Origin of the sequence: Streptomyces albospinus (assembly GCF_014648695.1) — a bacterium.
Lineage (GTDB): Bacteria > Actinomycetota > Actinomycetes > Streptomycetales > Streptomycetaceae > Streptomyces > Streptomyces albospinus.
The window spans coordinates 81560-105478 of sequence record NZ_BMRP01000017.1; the positions used below are offsets into that span (position 1 = coordinate 81560).

The 23919-nt window shown below is 71.2% G+C and carries 25 protein-coding genes; 13 read left to right on the top strand and 12 right to left on the bottom strand.

Features of this window, described 5'->3' with window-relative positions:
* Positions 1-80 precede the first annotated feature (80 nt).
* Positions 81-533 (top strand): YbhB/YbcL family Raf kinase inhibitor-like protein, encoded by a 453-nt coding sequence (locus IEZ17_RS22930; protein ID WP_189303094.1) that lies wholly within the window; start codon positions 81-83, stop codon positions 531-533.
* On the opposite strand, the gene IEZ17_RS22935 is transcribed toward IEZ17_RS22930, so the two are convergent.
* The 7 genes from IEZ17_RS22935 to IEZ17_RS22965 all read right to left on the bottom strand — a co-directional run bounded on the left by IEZ17_RS22935 (position 521) and on the right by IEZ17_RS22965 (position 5996).
* Entirely contained in the window at positions 521-901 is a 381-nt protein-coding gene (locus tag IEZ17_RS22935) for a hypothetical protein (RefSeq protein WP_189303095.1), read from the bottom strand. The genes IEZ17_RS22930 and IEZ17_RS22935 overlap by 13 nt on opposite strands.
* On the bottom strand, positions 901-1287 hold the full coding sequence (locus IEZ17_RS22940) for an effector-associated constant component EACC1 (protein WP_189303097.1): 387 nt from the start codon (positions 1285-1287) through the stop codon (positions 901-903). Before IEZ17_RS22940 ends, IEZ17_RS22935 begins: the two co-directional genes overlap by 1 nt.
* Before the next feature lie 575 nt (positions 1288-1862).
* Complete coding sequence (locus tag IEZ17_RS22945) at positions 1863-2021, bottom strand: hypothetical protein (RefSeq protein ID WP_229852533.1); 159 nt, start codon at positions 2019-2021, stop codon at positions 1863-1865.
* A 358-nt stretch (positions 2022-2379) separates the two neighbouring features.
* The gene (locus IEZ17_RS22950; protein ID WP_189303099.1) at positions 2380-2970 is read right to left on the bottom strand and encodes a GTP-binding protein; all 591 of its coding nucleotides are present in this window, start codon (positions 2968-2970) and stop codon (positions 2380-2382) included.
* Positions 2957-3322: a DUF742 domain-containing protein gene (locus IEZ17_RS22955; protein WP_189303101.1), complete on the bottom strand. Its 366-nt coding sequence runs from the start codon at positions 3320-3322 to the stop codon at positions 2957-2959. The genes IEZ17_RS22950 and IEZ17_RS22955 overlap by 14 nt, the downstream gene beginning before the upstream one ends.
* Positions 3322-3726: a roadblock/LC7 domain-containing protein gene (locus tag IEZ17_RS22960; RefSeq protein ID WP_189303103.1), complete on the bottom strand. Its 405-nt coding sequence runs from the start codon at positions 3724-3726 to the stop codon at positions 3322-3324. The genes IEZ17_RS22955 and IEZ17_RS22960 overlap by 1 nt, the downstream gene beginning before the upstream one ends.
* Positions 3723-5996 (bottom strand): sensor histidine kinase, encoded by a 2274-nt coding sequence (locus IEZ17_RS22965; protein ID WP_229852536.1) that lies wholly within the window; start codon positions 5994-5996, stop codon positions 3723-3725. Before IEZ17_RS22965 ends, IEZ17_RS22960 begins: the two co-directional genes overlap by 4 nt.
* 531 nt (positions 5997-6527) lie before the next feature.
* On the opposite strand from IEZ17_RS22965, the gene IEZ17_RS22970 reads away from it, so the two are divergent.
* From IEZ17_RS22970 to IEZ17_RS22985, 4 genes are all read left to right on the top strand, one after another.
* Positions 6528-6662 (top strand): transposase, encoded by a 135-nt coding sequence (locus IEZ17_RS22970; RefSeq protein ID WP_373299898.1) that lies wholly within the window; start codon positions 6528-6530, stop codon positions 6660-6662.
* Between the two features lie 1109 nt (positions 6663-7771).
* Positions 7772-8764 carry a dihydroxyacetone kinase subunit DhaK gene (gene dhaK, locus IEZ17_RS22975; RefSeq protein ID WP_189303109.1) on the top strand — a complete coding sequence of 331 codons (993 nt, stop codon included), beginning with the start codon at positions 7772-7774 and terminating at the stop codon, positions 8762-8764.
* 107 nt (positions 8765-8871) lie between these two features.
* A complete protein-coding gene (dhaL, locus tag IEZ17_RS22980; protein WP_229852549.1) occupies positions 8872-9468 on the top strand; it encodes a dihydroxyacetone kinase subunit DhaL in 597 nt (198 codons plus the stop codon).
* Entirely contained in the window at positions 9465-9875 is a 411-nt protein-coding gene (locus IEZ17_RS22985) for a PTS-dependent dihydroxyacetone kinase phosphotransferase subunit DhaM (RefSeq protein WP_189303111.1), read from the top strand. Before dhaL ends, IEZ17_RS22985 begins: the two co-directional genes overlap by 4 nt.
* Positions 9876-9893: 18 nt before the next feature.
* Here the strand turns inward: IEZ17_RS22985 and IEZ17_RS22990 are convergent, their stop codons facing one another.
* Positions 9894-10712 carry an SAM-dependent methyltransferase gene (locus IEZ17_RS22990; RefSeq protein WP_189303113.1) on the bottom strand — a complete coding sequence of 273 codons (819 nt, stop codon included), beginning with the start codon at positions 10710-10712 and terminating at the stop codon, positions 9894-9896.
* A gap of 340 nt (positions 10713-11052) precedes the next feature.
* Here IEZ17_RS22990 and IEZ17_RS22995 point away from each other — a divergent pair, with 340 nt between their 5' ends.
* Positions 11053-11655, top strand: a complete 603-nt coding sequence (locus IEZ17_RS22995; protein WP_189303114.1) for an RNA polymerase sigma factor — start codon at positions 11053-11055, stop codon at positions 11653-11655.
* Positions 11656-11670: 15 nt separating this feature from the next.
* On the top strand, positions 11671-12465 hold the full coding sequence (locus IEZ17_RS23000; RefSeq protein WP_229852538.1) for a hypothetical protein: 795 nt from the start codon (positions 11671-11673) through the stop codon (positions 12463-12465).
* A gap of 48 nt (positions 12466-12513) precedes the next feature.
* Here IEZ17_RS23000 and amaB read toward each other — a convergent pair whose 3' ends face one another.
* From amaB to IEZ17_RS23015, 3 genes are read right to left on the bottom strand one after another with little or no spacing between them, the layout of a single operon-like run.
* Positions 12514-14088, bottom strand: coding sequence for an L-piperidine-6-carboxylate dehydrogenase (amaB, locus tag IEZ17_RS23005; protein WP_189303116.1), 1575 nt, complete (start codon positions 14086-14088; stop codon positions 12514-12516).
* 41 nt (positions 14089-14129) lie between these two features.
* Positions 14130-15548: a 2-oxoadipate dioxygenase/decarboxylase gene (gene hglS, locus IEZ17_RS23010; protein ID WP_373299899.1), complete on the bottom strand. Its 1419-nt coding sequence runs from the start codon at positions 15546-15548 to the stop codon at positions 14130-14132.
* A gap of 24 nt (positions 15549-15572) precedes the next feature.
* Positions 15573-16778, bottom strand: a complete 1206-nt coding sequence (locus tag IEZ17_RS23015) for an NAD(P)/FAD-dependent oxidoreductase (RefSeq protein ID WP_189303118.1) — start codon at positions 16776-16778, stop codon at positions 15573-15575.
* Between the two features lie 208 nt (positions 16779-16986).
* Between IEZ17_RS23015 and IEZ17_RS23020 the strand changes: the two genes are divergently transcribed.
* Positions 16987-17886, top strand: a complete 900-nt coding sequence (locus tag IEZ17_RS23020; RefSeq protein ID WP_189303120.1) for a LysR family transcriptional regulator — start codon at positions 16987-16989, stop codon at positions 17884-17886.
* Between the two features lie 115 nt (positions 17887-18001).
* Here IEZ17_RS23020 and IEZ17_RS23025 read toward each other — a convergent pair whose 3' ends face one another.
* Entirely contained in the window at positions 18002-18409 is a 408-nt protein-coding gene (locus IEZ17_RS23025) for an STAS domain-containing protein (RefSeq protein WP_229852539.1), read from the bottom strand.
* 304 nt (positions 18410-18713) lie between these two features.
* Here IEZ17_RS23025 and IEZ17_RS23030 point away from each other — a divergent pair, with 304 nt between their 5' ends.
* From IEZ17_RS23030 to IEZ17_RS23050, 5 genes are read left to right on the top strand one after another with little or no spacing between them, the layout of a single operon-like run.
* Positions 18714-19475: a DeoR/GlpR family DNA-binding transcription regulator gene (locus tag IEZ17_RS23030; protein WP_189303122.1), complete on the top strand. Its 762-nt coding sequence runs from the start codon at positions 18714-18716 to the stop codon at positions 19473-19475.
* Between the two features lie 53 nt (positions 19476-19528).
* Complete coding sequence (locus IEZ17_RS23035) at positions 19529-20965, top strand: ABC transporter substrate-binding protein (RefSeq protein WP_189303124.1); 1437 nt, start codon at positions 19529-19531, stop codon at positions 20963-20965.
* Positions 20946-21866 (top strand): carbohydrate ABC transporter permease, encoded by a 921-nt coding sequence (locus IEZ17_RS23040; RefSeq protein ID WP_189303126.1) that lies wholly within the window; start codon positions 20946-20948, stop codon positions 21864-21866. Before IEZ17_RS23035 ends, IEZ17_RS23040 begins: the two co-directional genes overlap by 20 nt.
* Positions 21863-22735 carry a carbohydrate ABC transporter permease gene (locus IEZ17_RS23045; protein WP_189303128.1) on the top strand — a complete coding sequence of 291 codons (873 nt, stop codon included), beginning with the start codon at positions 21863-21865 and terminating at the stop codon, positions 22733-22735. The genes IEZ17_RS23040 and IEZ17_RS23045 overlap by 4 nt, the downstream gene beginning before the upstream one ends.
* Positions 22732-23736, top strand: a complete 1005-nt coding sequence (locus tag IEZ17_RS23050; RefSeq protein WP_189303130.1) for a zinc-dependent alcohol dehydrogenase family protein — start codon at positions 22732-22734, stop codon at positions 23734-23736. Before IEZ17_RS23045 ends, IEZ17_RS23050 begins: the two co-directional genes overlap by 4 nt.
* Positions 23737-23919: the final 183 nt, after the last annotated feature.

The window sequence follows — 23919 nt, forward strand, 5'->3', positions numbered from 1 at the left end:
TGGCCGGGGTGCTCGGCCGATCGGGTTTTTTGCCCGCTTCGATCGGTGCCGACCGGGCTGTTCCGGGTAGAGCCGCGCGCATGACTGGAATTGAGCTCAGAAGCGTGGCGTTCGACGACCATGCGGCGATCCCTCGACGCCACAGCGGGGAGGGGGACGACGTCTCGCCACCGCTGACGTGGGCCGCGGCACCGGACGGTACGGCGGAGTTGGTCCTGCTCTGCGAGGACCCTGACGCCCCGGGCGGGGCGTTTCTGCACTGGCTGGTCACCGGCATCGATCCGGAGAGTTCCGGTGCGGCGGAGGGGGAGATCCCTCGTGGTGGCCAGGAGTGGCCCAACGGATTCGGCCGGGTGGGCTGGGCTGGTCCGATGCCTCCGCCGGGGCATGGTGTGCACCGCTACTTCTTCCGCCTGTGGGCCGTGTCGGGGCCACTTTCCCTGCACGGCCGGCCGACAGCCGATGCAGTGCATCATGCCGTGAAGGGCCAGGCGCTGGCGAGTGGCACGCTGGTGGGCACCTACCAACGCTGACCGCCGTTCTTCGCTGGCGACGGTCGGGCGTGTGAGGCGCGTTCGACAGCCGGACCTCGAACGACAAGCCTAAGGGGCCTGACCAGGGTCCCAGCGCCTCGGACTTTTCGGCAGTACAGCAGCAGTACGTCCTCGCGGGTGGCCGTGGTGAAGAGTCCGTCGATTTGCCCTCTGATGTTCTGGATGCCGTGGTCGGGCAGCTTGCGGAGATCGTCGGTGCGGAACAGTCCGACCCGCTCGTCCGTCAGCACCTGCTTGAGCTGTTCGATGTCGACGCCGGGTCCGTTCAGATCAGGGAGGGCGTGCGGGTCGAGAGGGAAGGTCGCGTTGCCGATCAGCAGCCCCCGGTAGCGTCTCCCCTCCCCCATCAGCCGCCTTCTCCCAGGCGGCTGGGCACACCTTCGGTCAGAGCCTGGAAGGATGCCTGGTCGATATTGTCGCCGCTGACCTGGATCGTCCGCTGGTCCCCGGCTTCGTCGGCCCAGGTCACGGTCAGTGTCCTGGTCTTGTCCCGGGCCAGCCAGGCCCGAAAACACGTCACGGCGGCGGTCAACGCCCCGGAGGAGCCCAACGCCAGCACCACAGTGTCGATGTCGCCCTTACGGCCCGGCTCGGGCGCGCCGCGCAAGAGGACCGTCCCAGCCTCCTCACGCAGCGCGGCATATAACGCCGCGACTTGGTCGCGCCACCGCTCCTCTTCCGGGTCGAACCTGCCCGTCCCTGGAAGAATCGCCAGTTCAGCATCCGCGGCCACGACCACCCCTTCGCATACCTGCAACAGGCAGCATTTTGCCCGGGCAACACCCCCGGGGCGACACCCGCGCCACTGGCCCATCAGCCATCCGCAACTCCTCCACTACGCACAAGATTGTGGCCAACTCGACCGCAATGAAGGTGATTTCGGACTGTCCGGAGTTCACGCCCTCCCGGTGCTCGACAGCGAACTCCCGCCCGTGAGGGCCGGGCCTGTCAAGCGTGGAAATAGCCTTTGCGCACGGCTTTTCGTTCTCTGTCCGGGCGTCTTCGTTCCACCATGAACCCGCGGGACGAGGTCCAAATCAGGGCAACGCACCCTCGGGTTCCTACTGAAGGGCCACCAGCTGGCTTGACGCCTTCCCAACCCACCACCAGCCCGCCAAGCGCTGCCCCACCAACCATGCCAAGCGCCAAGACCTCTGCCGCTGGACGCCAGGCGGATACCTACCGGCCCCCTGCCCTCACCTGACCAGCGGGAACACCAACGGGCCCCTGTTAGCCGCAAGAGGCCGTTCCGTGATCAAGAAAAACAACAAGGCCGGTTGCCCCAACAAACTGTCGTGGCAACCGGCCTCATTGGGTCGGATGACCCACAGGGCGGCCATGCCGTCGGCGACGTCGATCGGCCCGGAGCACGTCCTCGTCCAGGGTCAGCACGTCGGCAAGCAGGGCCAGCAGCTCCGGCGCGTCGTTCAACACCTGGCGCGACAGTGCCGTCACCGTCCAGGACAACGCAGTGATGGTGGGGTCTTGCCGATGCCCGTTCCCGCCCAGATCCGGGCCATGGGTGCCTCCGCTCGCTCGATGCGTCGTGTTTCCCGGGCGACCCCGCCATGTGGTTGGCGGAACGCCGGGATCGCCGCCGGGAACGGGCACGACTGCTGATCGTCAAGGCATGGCCGACGCCGTACGACACACTGGCGGACGAATCATCCGCGAGCCGATCGGGACCGCGTTGCCGGCGCTGCTGGAAAGGCTCGGGGAGCAGCGGGTACTCAGCGCCCTTGGCGGGCCGACCGCCCAACCGTAGTCGGCTGAGACGGTCCACCCGTCCTCCGGCTGCCTGCCGACGGTCTCCGGCCGTCCACGGTCAGACGGGCGCAGGGACCTGCACCTTGGCGATGAGCAGCTCCAGCAGCGAGAGCAGGGCGCTGCGGACGTCCTCCCGGGAGCGGGCGTCGAGCAGGAGGACGGGGGTGTTCGGGTCCCGCAGGTGCAGGGCCGCTTTGATCTCCTCGGCGGTGTACGGCTGTTCGCCGTGGAAGCAGTTCGCGCCGATGATGAACGGCAGTCCGCGGTTCTCGAAGAAGTCGATGGCGGGGAAGCTGCGGTCCAGTCGCCGGGTGTCGACCAGGACGATCGCCCCGAGTGCCCCATGCAGCAAGTCGTCCCACATGAACCAGAAGCGCTCCTGTCCCGGTGTACCGAAGAGATACAGGACCACTCCGGCGTCGGTGAGGGTGATACGGCCGAAGTCCATCGCGACCGTGGTCGCAGTCTTGCTCTCGATGCCGTCGAGGTCGTCGACTCCGACGCCCGCGGCCGTCAGCCGCTCTTCGGTGCGCAGCGGATCGATCTCGGATATCGCTTCGACCAGGGTCGTCTTGCCGACGCCGAAGCCCCCGGCGATGAGGACCTTGACGGGGGACGCTTCCGGTGCGGTGGTGTCATAGTCGGGCAAGGTTGTCCCTGATTTTCACGAGCAGGTGGACATTGGAGGTCTCGGAGGCGTCCAGCGGCGGCCGGTGGCGGATCAGACCGCGGTCCAGCAGTTCGCCGAGCAGGACCACCATGGGGGTCAGGCGCATCTGCATCCGGGCGGCGATCTCGGCGACCGCCCGTCCGTTCGGTGCCGGGCACATGGCGAGGATTTCTTGCCACTCTGTGGGCAGGCTGCCGTGACCGTCGGCGTCAGCAGTCGCTGTGATCATCGTGTCCATCGTCAGGTCATGGCGGGATGCCGCCATACGCCCATCGGTGAGGGCGTACAGCCGCGTCCGGCGGCGCCGTCCGGGCTGGGGATCGGCTGCCATTACGACGTGGACGCCTGTGTGCGTTCCGGGGTGCCCAGCCACTCGCCGAGCGCCTGCGCGGCGCGGACCGTCTCGCCGCCCAGTTCCCCGAGCCGTGCCTTGCGGGAGGCCACCACGATCAGCGTGCTGCCCGAGCCGCACCCGACGATGCACAGGTATCGGTCGTCCATCTCGACGAGTTGGCGGATCACCCCGCCGCCGTCGATCTCTCGCGAGATGGCTTTCATGGTGGACGCGATACCGGAGGCTGCCGCGGCCACCCGCTCGGCCTGGTCCTGTTCGAGCAGGTAGGCGCTGAGCTTGATCCCGTCGTTGGAGAGCAGTACGGCTCCCTGGATCCCGGCGATCCTGCTCAGGTTGTTGTCCAGGATGCTGTAGATCGCGTCGTTCTGTGTCGTCGTCATGGCTGGTCCTGTCGGAGCTCGAGTTCCACTTTCCTGGTGCCGTCTTCGTAGTCCGCCCAGGCGTCGGCCACCTCTTCGGGCGTGGCGGCGTCCTGACCGACCGGTTCGGCCGCACGCGACTCGTGGAGCTGCTGGGCCATGTGGGTCTGCGGGACGCGCTCGGGGAGGGCCGGCCGGGCGGGGACGCCCCCGGAGCCGGACCGGGGCGATGTCCCCGGCGCCGTGGTCCGGGCCGGCCGAACCAGTTCTCCCCGCTGTCGGCGCGGCAGTCCCGACGCGGTGGGAGCGGGGTCGTCCGCCGGATCGTCGGACCGCTCCTGTGGGACGAGCTCGGGCTGGTGTCCCCCGGCGGACTGCGGTACGGGCGCGGGCCGCTTCGTCGGCTCGGGCACCGCAGTGCGCTCCTGGGTCTCCGCGAGGTGCTCACCTGGGACGATCACCACAGCGGATGTTCCGCCGAACGCCGACCGGCGCAGCGTGACCTTCGCTCCGAGCTGGTCGGCGAGGTGGCCGACCACGAAGAGGCCGAGCCGGTGCGCGTTCTCGGCCAGTACGGAGTACGGCGGGGCCGAGTGCAGGCGGCCGTTCATCTCCTCGTACCTCTCAGCGGTCACCCGCGGGCCACGGTCCTCGATCTCGATGCAGAGGCCGTCGCCCACGAGTTCGGACCGGATGGAGACCTTCGTCGTCGGCGGGGAGAAGCGCGTGGCGTTGTCCAGCAGTTCTGCCAGCAGGTGGCTGAGCTGGCTGATCACGCTGGGTTCGACACTGGTCTCGTCCATGGCGTGACGGTCGATGCGCCGGAAGTCCTCGACTTCAGCGGCAGCCTCCCGGAGCAGGTCGGCGATGCGCATGGGCTCGGTGTGCGGGTCGGGGATCTCGCCGCCCGCCAGGATGAGCAGGTTCTCGATCTGTCTCCGCATGCCCACCGTGAGCTGATCGGACCTCATGAGGTCGGCGAGGAGTGGCTCGTCGTGGCCGAAGGTGTCCTGAAGGTGCTCGGTGAGGGCGAGCTGCCGGCTGACCAGGTTCCCGGTCCGTGAGGCGATACCGGAGGCGAACATGCTGAAGCCCTGTCGCTCGTCGGCGAGCTTGCGGTGCCCCTCGAGGGACACGGCGACGACCCGGGCGAAGGCGTCGCTGATCCGTCCGACCTCGTCCTGCTTGCCCTCCGGGTGCGGCAGCGCGTCGGCGCCGACTGCCTGTCCGCGCTGCAGGCGGTCCACGATGTCCGGCAGGGTCTCTTCGGCGACCGTCACCGTGCGGTCGTGGAGATCCCGCAAACGGCGCAGGACGGAGCGCGTGGTGAAGACCACGACGGCGACGACCAGCAGGAGGGCGGCACCACTTGCCGCCACCAGCAGCGCGATCTGACTCTCCAACTGCGCTGCCCGGTCGTCGGCGTGTGCAAGCAGCTCGTGCAGTCTGCTCTCGTTGAAGGCGTTCAACTGGGCCGAAAAGGCGTCCTCGGTCGCATCCCAGTCGTGGACGTCAGGCGGCAGTACGACGCCGGATGGAGTGTCCCGGTGCTCGGAGATGACCGCCTGCTCGATGCGGGACTTGGTCTTCCAGGCGTTCGAGGCCAGGATCCGCCGGAGGGCCTGCCGGCCCTCATCCGGCAGATCGAGCACGATCGTGTCGTACAAGTAGTTGCCGGAGCCGGCGGCTTCGATGAAATCACCGAACCTGGCGGACGTCAGTTTCCCGGAGGTGTCTGCCAGCGAGAGGATCGCATCCTCGCGCGACACCACCTCCGATGCCGAGAACAGGGAGACCAACGACGTTCTCTCCTGCGTCAGCCCACCGTCGTCCACGGAGCTGGAGTCCGCGTAGCTGCGGATCGTCTCGTTGATCACGCCGGTGTAGTAGTCGAGGGTGTCAGCCAGGCTGCCGTGGCGTGTGTCGGCGCGCTCGCGTTGGGTGCCCAAGTCCTTGAGACGCCGCGTGGCTTCCTGGAGGTGGTGCTTCGCGACGTCCGAATGAACCTGACCGGGGTCCGACGACTTCAGGAACGCGGCCACGGCCCGGTCGGTGTTCGCTCGGTGGCTGCGCAGGTCGGCCGCGGCTACGGGCGTGCCCGACCACCACGCGGCGGTGATCGCGCGCTCGGACTGCAATTTGATCACGAGCTGGTACAGCGGTATGCCTGTCTGGCGGCCGGCCACCGCGGCCTGGCGCAGTTGCTGCGACTCCTGCAGCAACTGATTCGAGGTGACGAGGACTTGGACGCCCATGGCCACGGTGGGCACCACCGCCAGCCAGACGAGCAAGGTACGCAGGCGAACCACACGCCGTCGACGCCGTGGCACCGGCTCACCTGGGCCTTCGGATGCTGTAGGGGTCATCAGTCCTCATAAAGCGGAGTCGGTCATTCCCGAGCGGGCGCCGATCATAACCAGTCAACTTGAATAACGCAGGTTGAAGTTGACGTCGAGGAATGGTATTGGCACTCAAGAGGAATTGATCGCTGCTTGGGGTAATTGTCAGCTGCGCCCGTAGATGGAGCGGATTGCATGCCAAGGCGTCGATGCACCAGAAGTCGTATCTCAACCGATCTTGGACCGTGCAAGTCGAACGGAGGTCCTGGTCGGGTGATCTTCCGGCGGTACGCGCATGAAGGGCCTCCTGGTAGCTCGGGGGTGCGATCCCATTCCGAGCGGTTCCCGGAGACCCTGTTGTCGTTGTTGTAGGCGCCCGAGCCCGTTGACTTCAACTCGCCCGATGTGTCGTGCGATTGCCTCGCCCACGTGCACGGCAACGCGGCCGGTCGACCCGATCGGGTGCGCCGGTATCCGTCGGACATGACGGATGCGAAGTGGGCGGCCATCCGGCCGTTGTTGCCGGTGCCGGCCTGGCTCCAGGGCAGAGGCGGGCAGCCGGAAGGCTACTGCCACCGCCAGATGCTGGACGCGATCCGCTACCTGGTCGCGGGATGACCTTCTCCAGCACGTCCTGCACCAACCCCAAATCGTCCACGGGGTTGCCTTCGGTCGAACCGTTGCCGTTGGTATTCCCTTGGATCGTGTACGCGTTGTCGTCGTCGTACTTGTAGACGAGTCCGACCTGCTCGCCGCCGCCGGGGCCGAAGAACGCCAGCGCCCCGATCGCGAGGTAGTACGAGAACCTGCCCTGGCTCTTGTACCAGTTGACGGCGGTCGCGCACGAGGTGGTGACCGGGGCGAGGCTTTTCTCATGGGCCTGTTGGAAGGCCCATGACTGGATGTCTCGCACCACGCCTGGTTCTGCGACCACTCCAGCCCGGGGACTGCGGGGGAATACTTCGCCGCAGTCCTCACCCTCGCGGCAGCCCTGACCGGAGCACTCGCTCAGTGCATCCCTTGAACCCTCGTCAAACCCGCGGCACCGCGCCGTGCGCATGTCGTCCGTTCATACCGGAAAGCCCCTCACAGTTCCTTCGGCGAGGGGCTGCCCGGCAGCGGACCGCATAGCGAAGCACTCCCGCCCGGCGGCACCGAGCGGCTTCCTCGGAGGCGTAGGCGCGGGCCTGTTCCGCGACCAGGGCCAGCGCGGCGGCCGGGCGCCGCGCCCAACGCCCCCGGCTAGTGCGAGGCCGCTGTCTGCGCGGATGCGGCCCTTGGTACCGCGCGCCATGGACGAGCGCGGCGGCCAGCTCGCGGACCGCGCAGCCCGGCGCGGGGGTGGTCTCGCAGGACGTGGATGACGGGGTTCGGGGCGGTGAGCTGCCTGCGAAGTCGCACGTTCTCCATGGTCAGCTTGTTGATCACGCGGACGAGGGCTGCGGCGTCGGCCCGCCGACGTAGTCGCCGAGTGCTTCCGCGCATTTCCGTGACCTCGATCGCCACGGGGTCGATACTGAGGCCGGACGGCTCCGAGAGTGGGTGACGCATGACTTCGATTGGCGATTGACGGTTCGTCAGGGAAGTCGGCATCGAGTCAGCATCAGCCCCGCCAAGGGCCGCTCGACACCGACATGGACCGCCAAGATCCAGAGCCGGGCATAAGTGCCGTGACCAGCGGAAACACTGCTCAGAGGCCAGGCTGCTACTCTCACCAGGAGGTACCCGTGAAGATGCTGATCAATGTCGCCGAGACCGTGGTGACGGACGCCCTGCGCGGGATGGCCGCGGCCCACCCCGAGCTGGTGGTGGACGTGGAGCAGCGGGTGATCGTCCGGCGGGACGCACCGGTGGTGGGGAAGGTGGCGCTGGTGTCCGGCGGGGGCAGTGGGCACGAGCCGCTGCACGGCGGGTTCGTCGGGCCGGGGATGCTGGACGGGGCGTGCCCCGGGGAGGTGTTCACCTCGCCGGTGCCGGATCAGGTGGTGCGGGCCGCGGCGGCGGTGGACAGCGGGCGCGGGGTGCTGTTCGTGGTGAAGAACTACACCGGGGACGTGCTGAACTTCCGGATGGCGGTCGAACTGGCCCAGGACGAGGGGATCCAGGTCGCCAGTGTGCTGGTCGATGACGACGTCGCGGTCTCCGACTCGACCTTCACCGCGGGGCGGCGCGGCACCGGGGCGACCCTCTTCGTCGAGAAGATCGCGGGAGCGGCGGCGGAGGACGGGTTGCCGCTGGAGCGGGTGGAGGCGGTGGCCCGCCGGGTGGTGGAGTCGTCGCGGAGCTTCGGTGTGGCGCTGAGCGCCTGTACGACGCCGGCGAAGGGCAGCCCGACGTTCGATCTGCCGCCCGGTGAGCTGGAGTTGGGGGTGGGGATCCACGGCGAGCCGGGGCGGGAGCGGCGGCCGATGATGACCTCGGGAGAGATCGCGGACTACGCGCTGGACGTGATTCTGGAGGACCTGCAACCGCGGCTCCCGGTGCTGGTGCTGGTGAACGGGATGGGGGCCACCCCGCTGCTGGAGCTCTACGGCTTCTCGGCGGAGGTGCGCCGGGTGCTCGACGAACGGGAGGTGCCGGTGGCCCGTACGTTGGTGGGGAACTATGTGACGTCCCTGGACATGGCCGGCTGCTCGGTGACGCTGTGCCAGGTGGACGGGGAGATGCTGCGGTGGTGGGACGCCCCCGTGGCCACGGCGGGGCTGCGCTGGGGGTGTTGAGGGGCATCGCGGCCGTATTCCTGCATACCTGCGCGGATTCCGGTGCGGCGCGGGCGTGGGTGCTCACGGGTGAGAACGGTGAAAAGGAGTGGTACGTGTCCGAGGTGATCCTTGACGCGGGATTTTTCGTGCGGTGGATGGCGGCGGCGGCCGGCCTGGTCGACCGGGAGGCCGAGCGGCTCACCGAGCTGGACTCGGCTATCGGGGACGCCGATCACGGGAGCAATATGCAGCGGGGGTTCGCCGCCGTGGTGAGGACGGTGGCGGCACAGCCGCCGGCGACGCCGGGTGCGGTGCTGGTCGCCGCCGGGCGGCAGTTGATCTCGACGGTGGGCGGGGCATCCGGGCCGCTGTACGGGACGTTGCTGCGGCGGGCCGGGAAGAGTCTGGGCGAGGCGCCGCAGGTGACGGCGGCCCAGTTGCGGGCGGGGCTGGCGGCGGGGGTGGCGGCCGTGGAGGAACTCGGGGGTGCGACGACCGGGGACAAGACGATGCTGGACGCGCTGGTGCCCGGGATCGAGGCGCTGGAGACGTCGTTCGACGCGGCGGCCACCGCGTCCGAGGAGGGGGCGCTGGCCACGGTTCCGCTCCTGGCCAGGAAGGGGCGCGCGAGCTACCTGGGGGAACGCAGTATCGGCCATCAGGATCCGGGGGCGACGTCGTCGGCCCTGCTGTTCGCGGCCCTGGCGGAGGTGGCGCGATGAGCGGCGGCCCGATGGTCGGGGTGGTGCTGGTGTCGCACAGCAAGGAGGTCGCCGCGTCCGTCGCGGCGTTGGCGGTGGGGCTGGCCGGAGGTGGCGCGACGGCTCCGGTGGCCGCGGCCGGCGGGACGCCGGACGGCGGGCTCGGGACGAGCGCGGAGCTGATCGCCGCGGCGGCACGGGAGGTCGACCGGGGCGCGGGGGTGGCGCTGCTGGTGGACCTCGGCAGCGCCGTGCTGACGGTGAAGGCGATGATCGCGGAGGGGGACGAACTGCCGGAGGCGGCACGGCTGGTGGACGCCCCGTTCGTGGAAGGCGCGGTGGCCGCCGTGGTCAGCGCCTCGGCCGGGGCGGATCTGGCGGCGGTCGCGGCGGCGGCCGGGGAGGCGTACGGCTACCGGAAGGAGTGAGCCGGGGCACCGCCCGGGTCAGGGCTTGCGGGCCACGGCGGCGTAGCAGGCGGCCTCGGCGTCGGTGACGTGGGTGGCGTCCTCGGGGTGGTCGGGGCGCCACTGGTGGGAGAGGGTGACGCCGGGGTCCAGCAGCTCCCAGCCGTCGAAGAAGCGGCGGAATTCGGCGCGGGTGCGGAACTGGAGGGTGGTGCCCGCGTCGCGGTAGATCCTGATGATCTTGTTCATCGCTCCGGGGCTGAAGTCCGCGGTGGCATGGGTCATCACCAGGGTGCTGCCGCTGGGCAGGGCGGCCTTGAGGGCCTCGACGATGGCGTGCGCGCGGTCGCGGCCGTCATCGGTGACGAAGTGCATCAGGGCGTTGAGACTGAGTGCGACCGGCCTGGTCAGGTCGAGGGTGTCGCGAAGTTGTGGTGCGGTCAGGATGCTGTCGGGTTCCGTGACATCGGCCTGTACGTAGGCGGTGCGGCCCTCGGGCGTGCTGAGGAGCAGGGCGGCGGCGTGGGCGAGGACGATGGGGTCGTTGTCGGTGTAGACGACCCGGGAGTCCGCGGCGATGCCCTGGGCGATGTCGTGCAGGTTCGGCGGGGTGGGGATGCCGGTGCCGATGTCCAGGAACTGGCGCAGGCCCGAGCGCGCGAGATGGCGGGTGGCGCGGTGCATGAACTCGCGGTTGATCCGGGCGGCCACCAGAGCGGCCGGGAAGACGCCCAGGACGCTGCCGGCGGCCATCCGGTCGGCGAGGAAGTTGGTCTTGCCGCCGAGCATGTAGTCGTAGATCCGGGACGCATGGGCCCGGTCCAGTTGCAGGTCCACGACCGGCTCGTGTTCGCTCATGGTGTGCCGCCTCCCCGCTGCCGGTGTCCCCGCGTACCCGGCTGGGGGGAGCACTGCCCCTGACCGGGTCCGATCATGCGGCGGGGACCGATCATGCGACGTCCCGTTCCGGTCGGGCCGGGATCACGGTCAATGACAGTCAGTCACGTGGGGCGGTTCCCTGACCAAACTTCGTCATGGGTAGTCATATGAATACGGAGCGCAGGACTATTTGCGTTCGGGTGCCACAAAACGGCTCGGTTTCCTGTTCATTGGAAGGTGAGGGCAGACACCCTCCCGCTGCGGTCGCCGCCCCCGACGCCATCGCGGCGGTGCACGGCGAACGGAACGAGGACAGTGCGTGAGCAGAGACCGGGACCGACATCCGCCGGCATGGAGCCCGGCCCGCGCTGCCACAGTGGAGATAGCCATCGGCCCGCAGGACGACGACGGATCGTTATCGATCACCTTCGAGGCGTTCCTGGCGACCCACGCCCGGAAGTGGTCCACCTACGCCTATCTGCACACCGGCAGCGAGGCCGCGGCCCGCGAGGTGACCCGCGCCGCGTACGAACAGCTCGGCCGGGTGTGGCCGCACGCCCTGCGGCAGGCGTCGGTGGAGGCGTACGCCTGGGCGGTGCTCAAGGAGCGGGTGGTGGAGTGGCTCTACGACCACCAGCAGCCCATCGCACTGACCGAGACCGCCGCGTTCGCGGTCGTCACACATGCGCTGCTGCGCGAGTGCCAGCAGCAATTCGCCATGCTGGAGAGCCAGTTGGGCCTCTACTCGGCGATCTCGCGGCTGCCGGAGCGGCAGTGCGACGTGATCGTGCTGCGGCATGTCATCGGGTACAGCGACGCGCAGATCGCCGCGCTGCTCGGGGTGGACGAGGTCACCGTGCGCTCGTACGCGAGCCGGGGCAAGCGCAGGCTCGCCGGCGCGCTCGGAATCGACCAGGGATAGATCAGGGACACGGATATGGGGGAACGGACCATGTGGTACAGCGATCCGCTCGAACGCCGGGAGACCGTCGAGACGCTGCTCAGTGCCGCCGCCGCGGTGGCCGGCATCGACGGGCTGGCCGACTTCGGCGATCTCGACGAGGCGGGCACACTCGACGGCCTCGGCCGCCGGGGCACCGGCGCGGGCGTGCCCGATCAGCCGGATCAGCGGGCGGTCGTACCGCCCGCTGCGGTGCCGCCGCCGATCGTCCGGCCCGACCTCGGGGCGCCCAGCGGCTACCCGAGCGCCCGGGACGAGGCCACGCACGAGCTCCAGCTGGCCTGTGCGCTGGTCGTCAACGCGGCGGCGGCTGCGGCCAGTCTGGAGCGGCTGGTCGACGACCACCACATCGACCCCGAGGGCGCGCTGGTCTTCGCCTGCCTGCTGCACATCACGGGACGCACCGACGCGGCGCACTTCTGGTGGCACTTCGGCGCCGGCGCCGGCAGCCGCACCGCCGCCTACTGCCTGTACCTCGCCCACCGCCGCGACGGCGAGTTCCGCGATGCGGCCTACTGGCGCGAGCAGGCGGCACACGCGCCCGACGAGGAGCGCCGGGCGGTGGCCGCCTTCGACGAGAAGCAGCTGCTGCCGGACGACGCCCGGCACAACCTCCTCGTCCAGTGGCACAGCGGGCTGGCGCCCGCCCTGCCGGCCGCGCTGGAGAGCGTCATCAACCAGCTGGTGGTGGAGGGCGACGACGAGGACTTCGGGGAGATCCCCCGTCCGTCACCGACCCTGGTACGCGACCTGGGACGCGCCCTGCACTGACACAAGGAGGGTCGATCGCTTCGGTCCGCCCGGCCGACACCCTCTGGGCTAAAGGAAGTTGACGCCCTGGGCCAGCGGCAGGTCCGCCGAGTAGTTGACGGTGTTGGTGGCCCGGCGCATATAGGCGCGCCAGGCGTCGGAGCCGGACTCCCGGCCGCCGCCGGTCTCCTTCTCGCCGCCGAACGCACCGCCGATCTCCGCGCCCGAGGTGCCGATGTTGACGTTGGCGATGCCGCAGTCGGAGCCGTCGGGGGCCAGGAAGCGTTCGGCCTCCCGCTGGTCGCGGGTGAAGATGCTGGACGAGAGGCCCTGCGGGACGCCGTTGTGCAGGGCGATGGCCTCGTCGAGGGTGCGGTAGGTCAGGACGTACAGGATGGGCGCGAAGGTCTCGGTACGGACGATCTCGGTCTGGGCCGGCATCCGGACGAGGGCGGGGCGGACATAGGCGGCCTCCGGGGCCTCCGCGGCGAGGCAGCGGTCGCCGCCGGCGAGCAGCTTGCCGCCGTCGCGCTGGGCGGCGGCGAGCGCCTCGGCCATCGCCGTCCCGGCGGCGGTGTCGACCAGCGGGCCGACGAGGGTCGCCGCGTCGAAGGGGTCACCGAGCGGGAGTTGGCCGTAGGCGTGCACGATCCGCTCGATGAGCGGTTCGGCGACGTCCTCGTGGACGATCAGCCGGCGCAGCGTCGTACAGCGCTGCCCGGCGGTCCCGGCGGCGGCGAACACGATGCCGCGCACGGTGAGGTCGAGGTCGGCGGAGGGGGTGACGACGGCGGCGTTGTTGCCGCCGAGCTCCAGCAGGCAGCGGCCGAACCGCGCGGCCACCCGCGGGGCGACCTGCCGGCCCATCCGCACCGAACCGGTCGCGCTGACCAGCGCCACCCGGGGGTCGTCGGCCAGCATCTCACCGAATTCCCGGCCGCCGAGCAGGAGATGGTGGACACCGGCCGGTGCGCCGGTGTCGGCCGCGGCCCGGGCGAGCAGCGCGGTGCAGGCGAGTGCGGTGAGCGGTGTCAGCTCGGACGGCTTCCAGACCACCGGGTCGCCGCAGACCAGGGCGACGGCGGTGTTCCAGGACCACACGGCCACCGGGAAGTTGAAGGCCGAGATCACCCCGGCGACGCCGAGCGGGTGCCAGGTCTCGGAGAGCCGGTGGCCGGGGCGTTCGCCGGCGATGGTACGGCCGTAGAGCTGCCGCGAGAGGCCCACCGCGAAGTCGCAGATGTCGATCATCTCGCGTACTTCGCCGAGCGCTTCGGAGCGGATCTTGCCGGCCTCGATGGTGACCAGGTCGGCGAGGTCCTCCTGGTGGGCGGTGAGCAGTTCGCCGAGCCGTTTGACGAGGGCGCCGCGTACGGGGGCGGGGACGGTGCGCCAGGTGAGGAAGGTGCGGTGCGCCTCGGCGAGCGCCGCCTCGGCCTGGCCGGGGGTGGTGGCGGGGAGATGGCCGAGGGCGGCGCCGGTGAGCGGGGTGCGGGCGGGGAGGGTGGGGCCGGTGGCCGCTGCGTCGGCATACGTATCGAGGTCCCGGGCGCCGCAGCGGCGCAGTGCGGACGAGGCGCGGGCGCGCAGCGCGGCGGTGTCGGGCAGGCGCGGGGCGGCGGGGTGGGCGGTGGCCGGGGTCATCGCGTAACTCCTTGATCAATAGTGAATTGACGGGTCATCAGCTACATATCGGGGGCGTCGTCCAGGGCGCGGAGTGCGGCATCGGCGCCCAGGGTGCCGAGGGCCTGGCGCAGGGAGCGGTCCTGTTGGGCCGCGTAGAGGGCGAAGGGGTCGAGCACCGGGCGGTCGATCGCGGCGGAGAGGCGGTGGGCGTCGTAGCGGGTGCCGGTGCGCCGGGCGTCGCGGGTGCCTTCGCCGGTGAGGTTGGAGTGGAAGATGCCGGCGGCGGAGCGGGGCAGGAAGTCCTCGTAGACGATGGGGCGGGCGGTGAGCCAGCCGCCGGTGAGCAGTCCGGCGAGGTCGGCGGGCGGGTGGTGGCCGTCGCGCGGGCGGTCGGGGACCGGGTGGTAGGTGAAGAACGCCTGCCGTTCCACGGCCAGTTGGTGCTCGGTGCGGGGGAAGTCGCGCTGCCACAGGGCGCGGGCGCTCTGCCCGCGGTCGGCGTCGGGGTGCTCGGCCATCCGGCGGTCGGTCTCCGCCGTGAGGGCGTCGTAGCGGGCCCGGCCGGCGCGGGTCAGGGCGATGCCGCGGGCCTCGACCTCGCCGAAGCGGACCCGCAGCGCGCCGCTGGTGACCCGGCCGTCGGGCTCGCGGAAGGCGCGGGGTTCGGCCAGCGCGCGGAAGGAGGTCTGGCGCAGCAGGACATCGGGGCCGTCCCAGCGCGGGGGCCCCTGGATCCGGTCGATCATGGTGATGCCGCGCTCCCCCATGCGCCGGTAGAGGGCGTCGATGTCCAGCACGCGCGGGGTGAGGTGGTTGACGTGGGTGGCAGCGACCCCGCCGATGTCGGCGGCGACGGCGGAGATCCGCTCCAGTTCCGCGTACCAGGCGCGGTCCACGGGTTCGGTGGAGAGCCGGAACGCGTCGACGGCGAGGGTCAGGAAGCGTTCGGCGGCGGGCTCGTCGAGCCCGTCCGCCTTCTCCGCCTGCTCTGCCAGTTCGAGGAGTTCGGGCGGGAAGAGGCGGCGGCGGGCGAGGAAGGCGGTGAGCCGGGATTCCAGGTCGGCGTCGAAGAAGCGGCGGTCGGAGGCGGTGAGGAGGGAGGTGAAGACGCGGAACGGGTTGCGGTCCAGTTCGTCGGTGTCGGTGGGGCGGAAGGCGGTGGAGACGACGGGGACGGCGCCGATGTCGCCGTCCCGGAGGTCGTAGAAGCCGACCGGGTGCATGCCGAGAGCGGCGAAGACCTGGGCGGCCTGGCGGAGTTCGCCGGGGGTGCCGACGCGGATGGCGCCGTGCCGCTCGGCGGTGACCCGGCTGATGCTGCCGAGCCGGCCGGCGTCCGGGTCCCGGCCGGCGACCTCGTCGTTGATCTGCCCGGCGACCTCCAGCAGGGTGGTGTAGGCGGGGACTTCGGTTCCGTACATGTCGGACAGCCGGCGGGCGAACGCGGCGCGCAGCCGCCAGGTGGGGACCAAGGCCATACGGGACTCCCGGGTGCGGGCGGTTCAGATGATGTGGGCCTCGGGGCGGGCGGCGTGCCCGGCGCCGAAGCGGGTGGCGGCGAGCGGGCCGACGTCGAGGAAGGGTTCGCGGCGCAGGTAGAGGTCGCGGACGATTTCGCCGACCGCGGGGGCCTGGAGGAAGCCGTGGCCGGAGAAGCCGGTGGCGTAGAGGAACCGGTCCAGGTGGCCGGCCTCGCCGATCAGCGCGTTGCGGTCGGGGGTCAGCTCGTAGAGGCCGGCCCAGCCGCCGGTGACGGGCAGTCCGGCGAGCTCCGGCGCCCGGCGGGCCGCGGCGGCGCGGCACGAGGTCAGCCATTCTCGGCTGAACTCCCTTCCGTAGCCCGGCTGTTGGGCGGGGTCGGAGAGGCCGATGAGGAGTCCGTCGGCGCCGTCGTTGTGGAAGTAGAAGGTGGAGTCGAAGTCGAGGGTGAAGGGGATCCGGGGCGGCGCCGGGCGCAGCGGGCCGGTGAAGGCGATCTGGCGGCGCAGCGGGGTGACGGGGAGGTCGACGCCCGCCATCGCGCCGACGGCGCCGGACCAGGCGCCCGCGCAGCAGATCACCGCGGGGGTGCGGACGGTGCCGTGCGGGGTGCGGACGGCCCGGACGGCGCCGTCGGCGGTGTCGATGGCGGTGACCGGGCAGCGGGTGCGGACGGTGGCGCCGAGGCGGCGGGCCGCGCGCAGATAGCCGGTCACGGCGGCCCGGGGCAGGGCGTAGCCGTCGGTGGGCGAGAAGGCGGCGGCGACGAGGCCGGAGGGGTCGAGGTAGGGGCAGAGTTCATGGGCCTCGCGGGGGGTGATGATCCGGCTGGGCACGCCGTGGGCGTTCTGGACCTCGACTCCCTCGGTGAACGTGGCGAGTTCGCGCTCGCTGCCGAGCAGGAAGAGATAGCCGACGGTCTCCAGGCCGACATCGGCACCGGGGCGCCGGGTGAAGTCCCGCCAGGCGTCCAGGCTGCGCAGGCCGAGCCGGATGTTGAGCGGGTCGGAGAACTGGGCGCGTACCCCGCCGATCGGCTTGCCGGACGAACCGGACGCGGGCAGTTCGCGCTCCAGGAGCAGCACCCGGCCGGCGCCCGCCTCGGCCAGGTGGAAGGCGATGCTGGCACCGATCACCCCGCCGCCGATGATCACGACATCGGCGGCCTCCGGGAGGGGATCGGGCAGGGGGTCGGGGGTTGAGGGACCAGAAGCCGTACTCGGGGCCATGCGGAGCGCCTTCCTGTCTTCCCGTCGTCGCGTACCGCGCGGTCGTGCGGGCGTCGCGGCCACCGGTGCGATCCGGAGGCCGGTCGCTCCGATGGTGGCGGGAAGGCCGTCACCCGTCCATGCAGAGTTGCTGGACGTGATCTATGAGGAGGTCTGGGCATTCGGGGGTTTCGCCGGGGCGCGCGGTGCTCATCGGTAGGGTGCCGCCATGGAATTGCCGGGCGTTCAGCTCAGGACGCTACGGGAGCTGACCCGGAGCCGCACGATGACCGCGGCGGCTGCCGCCCTGGGCTATACGCCGGGCGCGGTCTCCCAGCACATCGCCGCGCTGGAGCGGGCCACCGGTACGGAGCTGGTCCGGCGGGCGGGGCGACGGGTGGAGCTGACGGACGCCGGGCAGACCCTCGCCGTCCACGCGGAGCGGATCCTGGGCGCGCAGGCCGAGGCGGTGGCGGCCCTGGAGCGGGCCCGCGGCGAGGTGTCCGGGCGGCTGCGGCTGGGGGTCTTCGGTACGGCGGCGGCCGTTCTGCTGCCGCCGGCGCTGCGCCGGCTGGCGGCGCGGCACCCGGGGGTGCGGGTGGAGAGCCGTGAGGTGGACGTGGACCTGGCGTACACGGAGGTCGCCGCCGGGCGGGTGGATCTGGCGCTGGGGCTGGACTATCCGGACGCGCCGCTGGACCGGGACGGCGCGCTGGAGCTGGTGCGGCTGCGCTCGGAGCGGTTCTCGCTGGCGGTTCCGGAGGAGCGGTCCGGCGCTTTCGGGACGCCGCTGCCGCTCGGCGGGGCCGCGGACTGCGACTGGATCCTGCCCGCGCCCGGCTCGTACTACGGGCGGGCCGTCCGGACGGCCTGCCGGCGGGCCGGATTCGAGCCGCGGGTGGCGCACGAGGTGACGGACACCGCGACGTCGCTGGCGATGGTGGGGGCGGGTCTGGGGGTCGCACCGCTGACCGAGCTGATGCTGCGGCTGCGGTCGGAGGGGATCGTGTCGCTGCCGCTGCGGGAGGTGGTCGAGCGGCACATCGTGGTCGCGGTCGGGGCCGCCGCCCGCGACCGGCCGTCGGTGGCGGCGCTGATCGACGCGCTGCGGGCCGGCGCGGCGCCGTGAGGGGGCCGGGCGAGGGGCCGGCCGGGCCGGGCCTGGGGAACGTCACACTCAGGTGTCAGACCGGCCGTGACGGGACCTTCCCTCACAGGCGTGATCGATCCCCCACATGGCCCCGTCAGCTCGCGGGGCTCTCCGGTCCGGGCGGCCAGGACGGGCGGCTGCCGTCGGGGACGGCGGCCAGCGCATGGCCGACCGTGGGGTAGCAGGAGAAGACGCCGAGGGACTGGGTGCCGACCAGCAGCCGCAGCATCCGTACGCCCAGTGACGCCAGGAAGAGCCGGCCCTCCAGGCGGCGGCACAGCCATTCCAGGGCGAGCAGGCAGCTCAGCCCCCGGGAGTCGCAGAAGCGCAGCGCGGTCAGATCGAGCACGAGGAAGCGGTGGCCGGCCGAGACGATGGACCGTGCCTCGGCGAGGAACGCCTGCTCGGTGCGGAGGTCCAGCTCTCCGCTGACCCGCAGCACCGCGCACTCCTCCTCCTGGACGATCGCAGTGACCGCCAACGACCGCATCTCCGCACTCATGCCGTCCAGCCTAAGTGCCACCGTGGCTCGCACCACCGGCGCGGCCCCGGCGTACCCGGACCGGCCCCGGCGCGCGGCCCGGGCCCGGCCACCGGCCCGTACGGGCACCGGACCGGGCCGGAAGCCGGTGGAGAAGCGTCTGAGGGCGGGCAGAAACGGGCATGTTCGGTGCTGTTACGGGCAGCTCCGCGCACCGGCCCGGTTGCTATAAACCTGCATGCGGGCAGAAACGGGCAGTGCCGTGACCGAACGGAACACGGTGGGCCGGGCACGCCAAGCGGATCACACAGGGCAGGAGAGAGCCATGAGGGCCGAGGAACGCCAGAGCCGCATCCTCGCGCTCGCCCGGCAGACCGGACGGGTCGAGGTCGCCGATGCGGCATCGGAGTTCGGGGTGGCCCGCGAGACCGTACGGCGCGATCTGAGCGAGCTGGAGCGCCGCGGGCTGATCCGGCGCACGCACGGCGCGGCGTATCCGGTCGAGAGCGCCGGTTTCGAGACCACGCTGGCGCGGCGGGAGACGGAGCACGTCGCCGAGAAGCGGCGGATCGCGGCGGCGGCGGCCCAGCTGGTCGGCGAGGCGGAGACGGTGTTCGTCGACGAGGGCTACACGCCCGAGCTGGTGGCGATGCTGCTGCCCACCGACCGGCCGCTGACCGTGCTGACCGCGTCGCTGCGCACCGCCTCACTGGTCGCGGCGTCGGACACCACCACCGTGCTGCTGGCCGGCGGGCGGGTGCGCGCCGGGACGCAGGCGACGGTGGGGCCCTGGTGCCGGGACATGCTCGCCGGGTTCGTGGTCGACCTGGCGTTCCTGGGGGCGAACGGCATCTCCCGCGAGCACGGTCTGACCACCCCCGATCCGGCGGTCGCCGACGTGAAGGCGCAGGCGGTGCGCTCGTCGCGGCGGCGGGTGCTGGTCGGGGTGCACACCAAGTTCGGCGCCACCAGCTTCTGCCGGTTCGCCGACATCGGCGACTTCGACGCGATCGTCACCGACACCGGGCTGTCCGCCCCGGAGGCGCATCGCTACTCGCTCCTGGGGCCGCAGGTGCTCCGGGTCTGACCCCGCTACTCCCCCACCGTTCACGTCCGCCGGCCTCCGGCGGCCACCCCGGCATGCCCGCGTCCCCCTCCCCGCGGGCCGACATCCCCAGAAAGGCAGGAGCAGTGCGCGCACGATCCCCCGGACGAGGCGGCAGCCCCGGCCGCCGCGCCAGATGGCTGACCGCCCTCGCGGTCGCCCTGTCGCTGACCACCGCCGGCTGCTACCGCGGCGCCGGCGACGTGGGCAACGGCGGCCCGGACACCCTCAATGTGCTGATGGTGAACAACCCGCAGATGGTGGACCTCCAGCGGCTCACCGCAGAGCACTTCACCAAGGAGACCGGGATCCGGGTCCACTTCACCGTCCTTCCCGAAGACGATCTCCGCGACAAGATGAGCCAGGACTTCTCCAGCCAGGCCGGGCAGTACGACGTGGCCAGCCTCAGCAACTACGAGACGCCGATCTACGCCCGCAACGGCTGGCTCACCCAGCTCGATCAACTTGCCGGTAGAGACCGGGAGTTCGACCAGAACGACATCCTCGCCCCGGTGCGCGCCTCGCTCACCGCGGCCGACGGGAAGGTCTACGCGGAGCCGTTCTACGGCGAGTCGTCGTTCCTGATGTACCGCAAGGACCTGTTCCGGGCGGCCGGGCTGACCATGCCGGCGCACCCGACATGGACCCAGGTCGCCGCCATGGCCGCGAAGTTGGACGGATTCCGCACGGGCATGAAGGGCATCTGCCTGCGCGGCCAGCCGGGTTGGGGGCAGTTGACCGCACCGCTGACGACGGTCGTCAACACCTTCGGCGGCACGTGGTTCGACAAGGACTGGCAGGCCCGGCTGGACAGCCCGGAGTTCCGCAGGGCCGCCGGGTTCTACGTCGGCCTGCTCCGCGCGCACGGGGAGGCGGGGGCGCCGCAGGCCGGCTACACCGAATGCCTCAACGACATGCAGCAGGGCAAGGTCGCCATGTGGTACGACGCGACCGCCGGCGCCGGTTCGCTGGAGAGCGCCGATTCCAAGGTCGCGGGCAAGGTCGGCTACGCCCCGGCGCCGGTCGAGCGGACCGGCAGCGCGGGCTGGCTCTACACCTGGGCCTGGGGCATCCAGAAGGCCGGTACGCACCAGGACGCGGCCTGGAAGTTCGTCCGCTGGGCGTCGGGGAAGTCGTACGAGCAGCTGGTGGGGCACGAACTGGGCTGGTCGAAGGTGCCGGCCGGCAAGCGGGCCTCGATCTACCGCGATCCGGCGTACCTCAAGGAAGCCGGTGCGTTCGCCGCGGCGACCGAGGGGGCGATCGGCTCTGCGCGTCCCGGCGACCCGGGCGTACAGCCCCGGCCGGCGCCCGGGATCCAGTTCGTCGACATACCGGAGTTCTCCGACCTGGGGACCAAGGTGTCCCAGGAGATCAGCTCGGCGATCGCCGGGAAGCAGGGCGTGGCCGACGCGCTGACGGAGAGCCAGCGACTGGCGCGGGAGGTGTCCCATGCGTACCAGGGCCACTGACCGCACGAGCCGGGCCAGGGACTGGGCCCGCCGCGCTCCCCTGCTGCCGGCACTCGTCTTCCTGATAGCGGTCACCCAACTCCCGTTCGTGGCAACGGTGGTGATCTCCTTCACCCGCTGGAACGCGCTGGCCCCCGACCACCGCGGGTTCGCCGCCTTCGACAACTACCTGGCGGTCTTCACCGATCCGGCGCTGCGGGCGTCGGTGGGCACCACCGTGCTGCTGACCGCGACCGTGGTGCTGGTCAGCCTGCTGCTGGGGCTGGGGCTGGCACTGCTGCTGGACCGCGGCTTCCGCGGGCGGGGTGTCGTACGGACGATGCTGATCACCCCGTTCCTGGTGGTGCCGGTCGCCTCCGCGCTGATCTGGAAGCACGCGCTCTACAACGCCTCGTACGGGCTGCTCGACGGATCGCTGACCTGGCTCTGGCGGCTGTTCGGCAGCGACCACCCGCCGCAGCCCGACTGGATGACCAACTCCCCTTTGACGGCAGTGGAGTTGTCGCTGATCTGGCAGTGGACGCCGTTCATGATGCTGATCCTGCTGGCGGGGTTGCAGAGCCGGCCCGCGGACGCGGTGGAGGCGGCCCGGATGGACGGGGCCTCCCCCTTCGACATCTTCCGCTACCTCACGCTGCCGCATCTGCGCCGCTACCTCGAACTCGCCGCCCTGCTGGGGACGGTGTACATCGTGCAGAACTTCGACGCGGTGTTCACCATCACCTCGGGCGGGCTGGGCACCGCGAACCTGCCGTACACCATCTACCAGACCTTCTACCAGGCCCATGACTACGGTCGGGCGTCCGCGCAGGGCGTCGTGGTGGTGCTGTGCTCGCTGCTGGTGGCGACGTTCGCGCTGCGCACCGTGTCGTCCCTGCTGCGCGAGGAGATCACCCGATGACGCGAGGAGCCCACCTGACGGGCCGCGCCCGGCTGCCCCGGCGGCAGCGGCGGGCCAACGGGGCGCTGGGCCTGCTGGCCTGGCTCTGCGGGATCGCCTTCTTCCTGCCCGTGGCGTGGATGGTGCTGACGTCCTTCCACACCGAGAACGACGCGGCGACCAATCCGCCGAGCGTGGCCGCACCGCTCACCCTGCACGGCTACCGCGAGTTCTTCGGCGCCGGCGGTTCGGGCGTCAGCCCCTGGCCGCCGCTGATCAACTCGCTGACCGCATCGGTGGTTTCGACGCTGCTGGTGCTGGTGCTGGCCGTCCCGGCGGCGTACGCGCTGTCGATCCGGCCGGTGCGCAAGTGGAGCGACGTCATGTTCTTCTTCCTCTCCACGAAGATGCTGCCACTGGTGGCCGGGCTGCTGCCGGTCTACCTCGTCGCCCAGAACACCCGGATGCTGGACAGCATCTGGCTGCTCGTCATCCTCTACACCTCGATGAACCTGCCGATCGCGGTGTGGATGATGCGCTCGTTCCTCGCCGAGGTCCCGGTGGAGATCCTGGAGGCCGCCTCGATCGACGGGGCCGGGCTGACCACCACGCTCGCCCGGATCGTCGCGCCGGTCGCCATGCCGGGCATCGCGGCGACCGCCTTGATCTCCTTCATCTTCAGCTGGAACGAGCTGTTGTTCGCCCGGGTCCTGACCGGGATCGTGGCCGGCACCGCGCCGGTCTTCCTGACCGGGCTCGTCACCAGCCAGGGCCTGTTCCTGGCCAAGGTGTGCGCCGCCGCAACCGTGATCTCCCTCCCGGTGCTCATCGCCGGGTTCGCCGCCCAGGACAAGCTCGTCCAGGGCCTCTCCCTTGGAGCCGTGAAGTGAAAGCAGCAGTGATCAGCGCCCCCGGCGAGGTCGAGATCGCCACCGTCGACGACCCGGCGCCCGGCCCCCGCGAGGTCGTGGTGCAGGTGGCCGCGTGCGGGCTGTGCGGCACCGATCTCCACATCCTCCAGGGCGAGTTCGCGCCCACGCTTCCCGTCGTACCGGGGCACGAGTTCGCCGGGACGGTCGTCGCGACCGGCAGCGCGGTGACCGAACTGGCCGAGGGCGACCGGGTCGCGGTGGACCCCTCCCTCTACTGCCACGAGTGCCACTACTGCCGGATCGGCCGCAACAACCTCTGCGAGCGGTGGGCCGCCATCGGGGTCACCACCGCGGGCGGTGCCGCCGAGTTCGCGGTGGCACCGGCCGCCAACTGCGTCAAACTGCCCGACCACGTCCGCACCGAGGACGCCGCGCTGATCGAACCCCTCTCCTGCGCGGTCCGCGGCTACGACATCCTGCGCAGCCAGCAGTTGGGCACCCAGGTGCTGATCTACGGGTCCGGGACGATGGGCCTGATGATGCTGGAGCTCGCCAAGCGCACCGGGGCGGCGGGCGTGGACGTCGTCGACATCAACCCTGACCGGCTGGCCACCGCCCGCGAGCTCGGGTGCAGCAACGCGGCCGGCTCCGCCGACGCGCTCGACCGGCCGCGCGGCTGGGACGTGGTCGTCGACGCCACCGGCAGCGAGCGCGCCATCCAGGACGCACTGGGCCGGGTCGGAAAGGGCGGCACCTTCCTCCAGTTCGGGGTCGCCGACTACGCCGCCCGGGCCACCATCGAGCCGTACCGGATCTACAACCAGGAGATCACCATCACCGGCTCGATGGCCGTACTGCACAGCTACGAGCGGGCCGCCGCGCTCTTCGCGGCCGGGGTGCTGGACCCGGAGGTGTTCATCAGCGACCGCCACCCGCTGGAGCAGTACGGCACGGCGCTGGAGCAGTTCCGGGCGGGGAGGGGACGGAAGATCCAAGTGCGGCCCCAGGCAGCTGCATGACACCCTGTCGGCACCGGATCGCTCGCGCGGGCCGGCTCGCCGTGCAGGAAGGGCCGCGCCCCGTGGCATCGGCTCGTGCACGGCGCAGCGGCCGTCGCGCCGGCTGCCGGCCAGGTCGGCCTCCCGCAGGGCGGTGACGTGCCCAGGGGACCGGCGGCCACCTCGCCGGTCCGGCACGGCAGC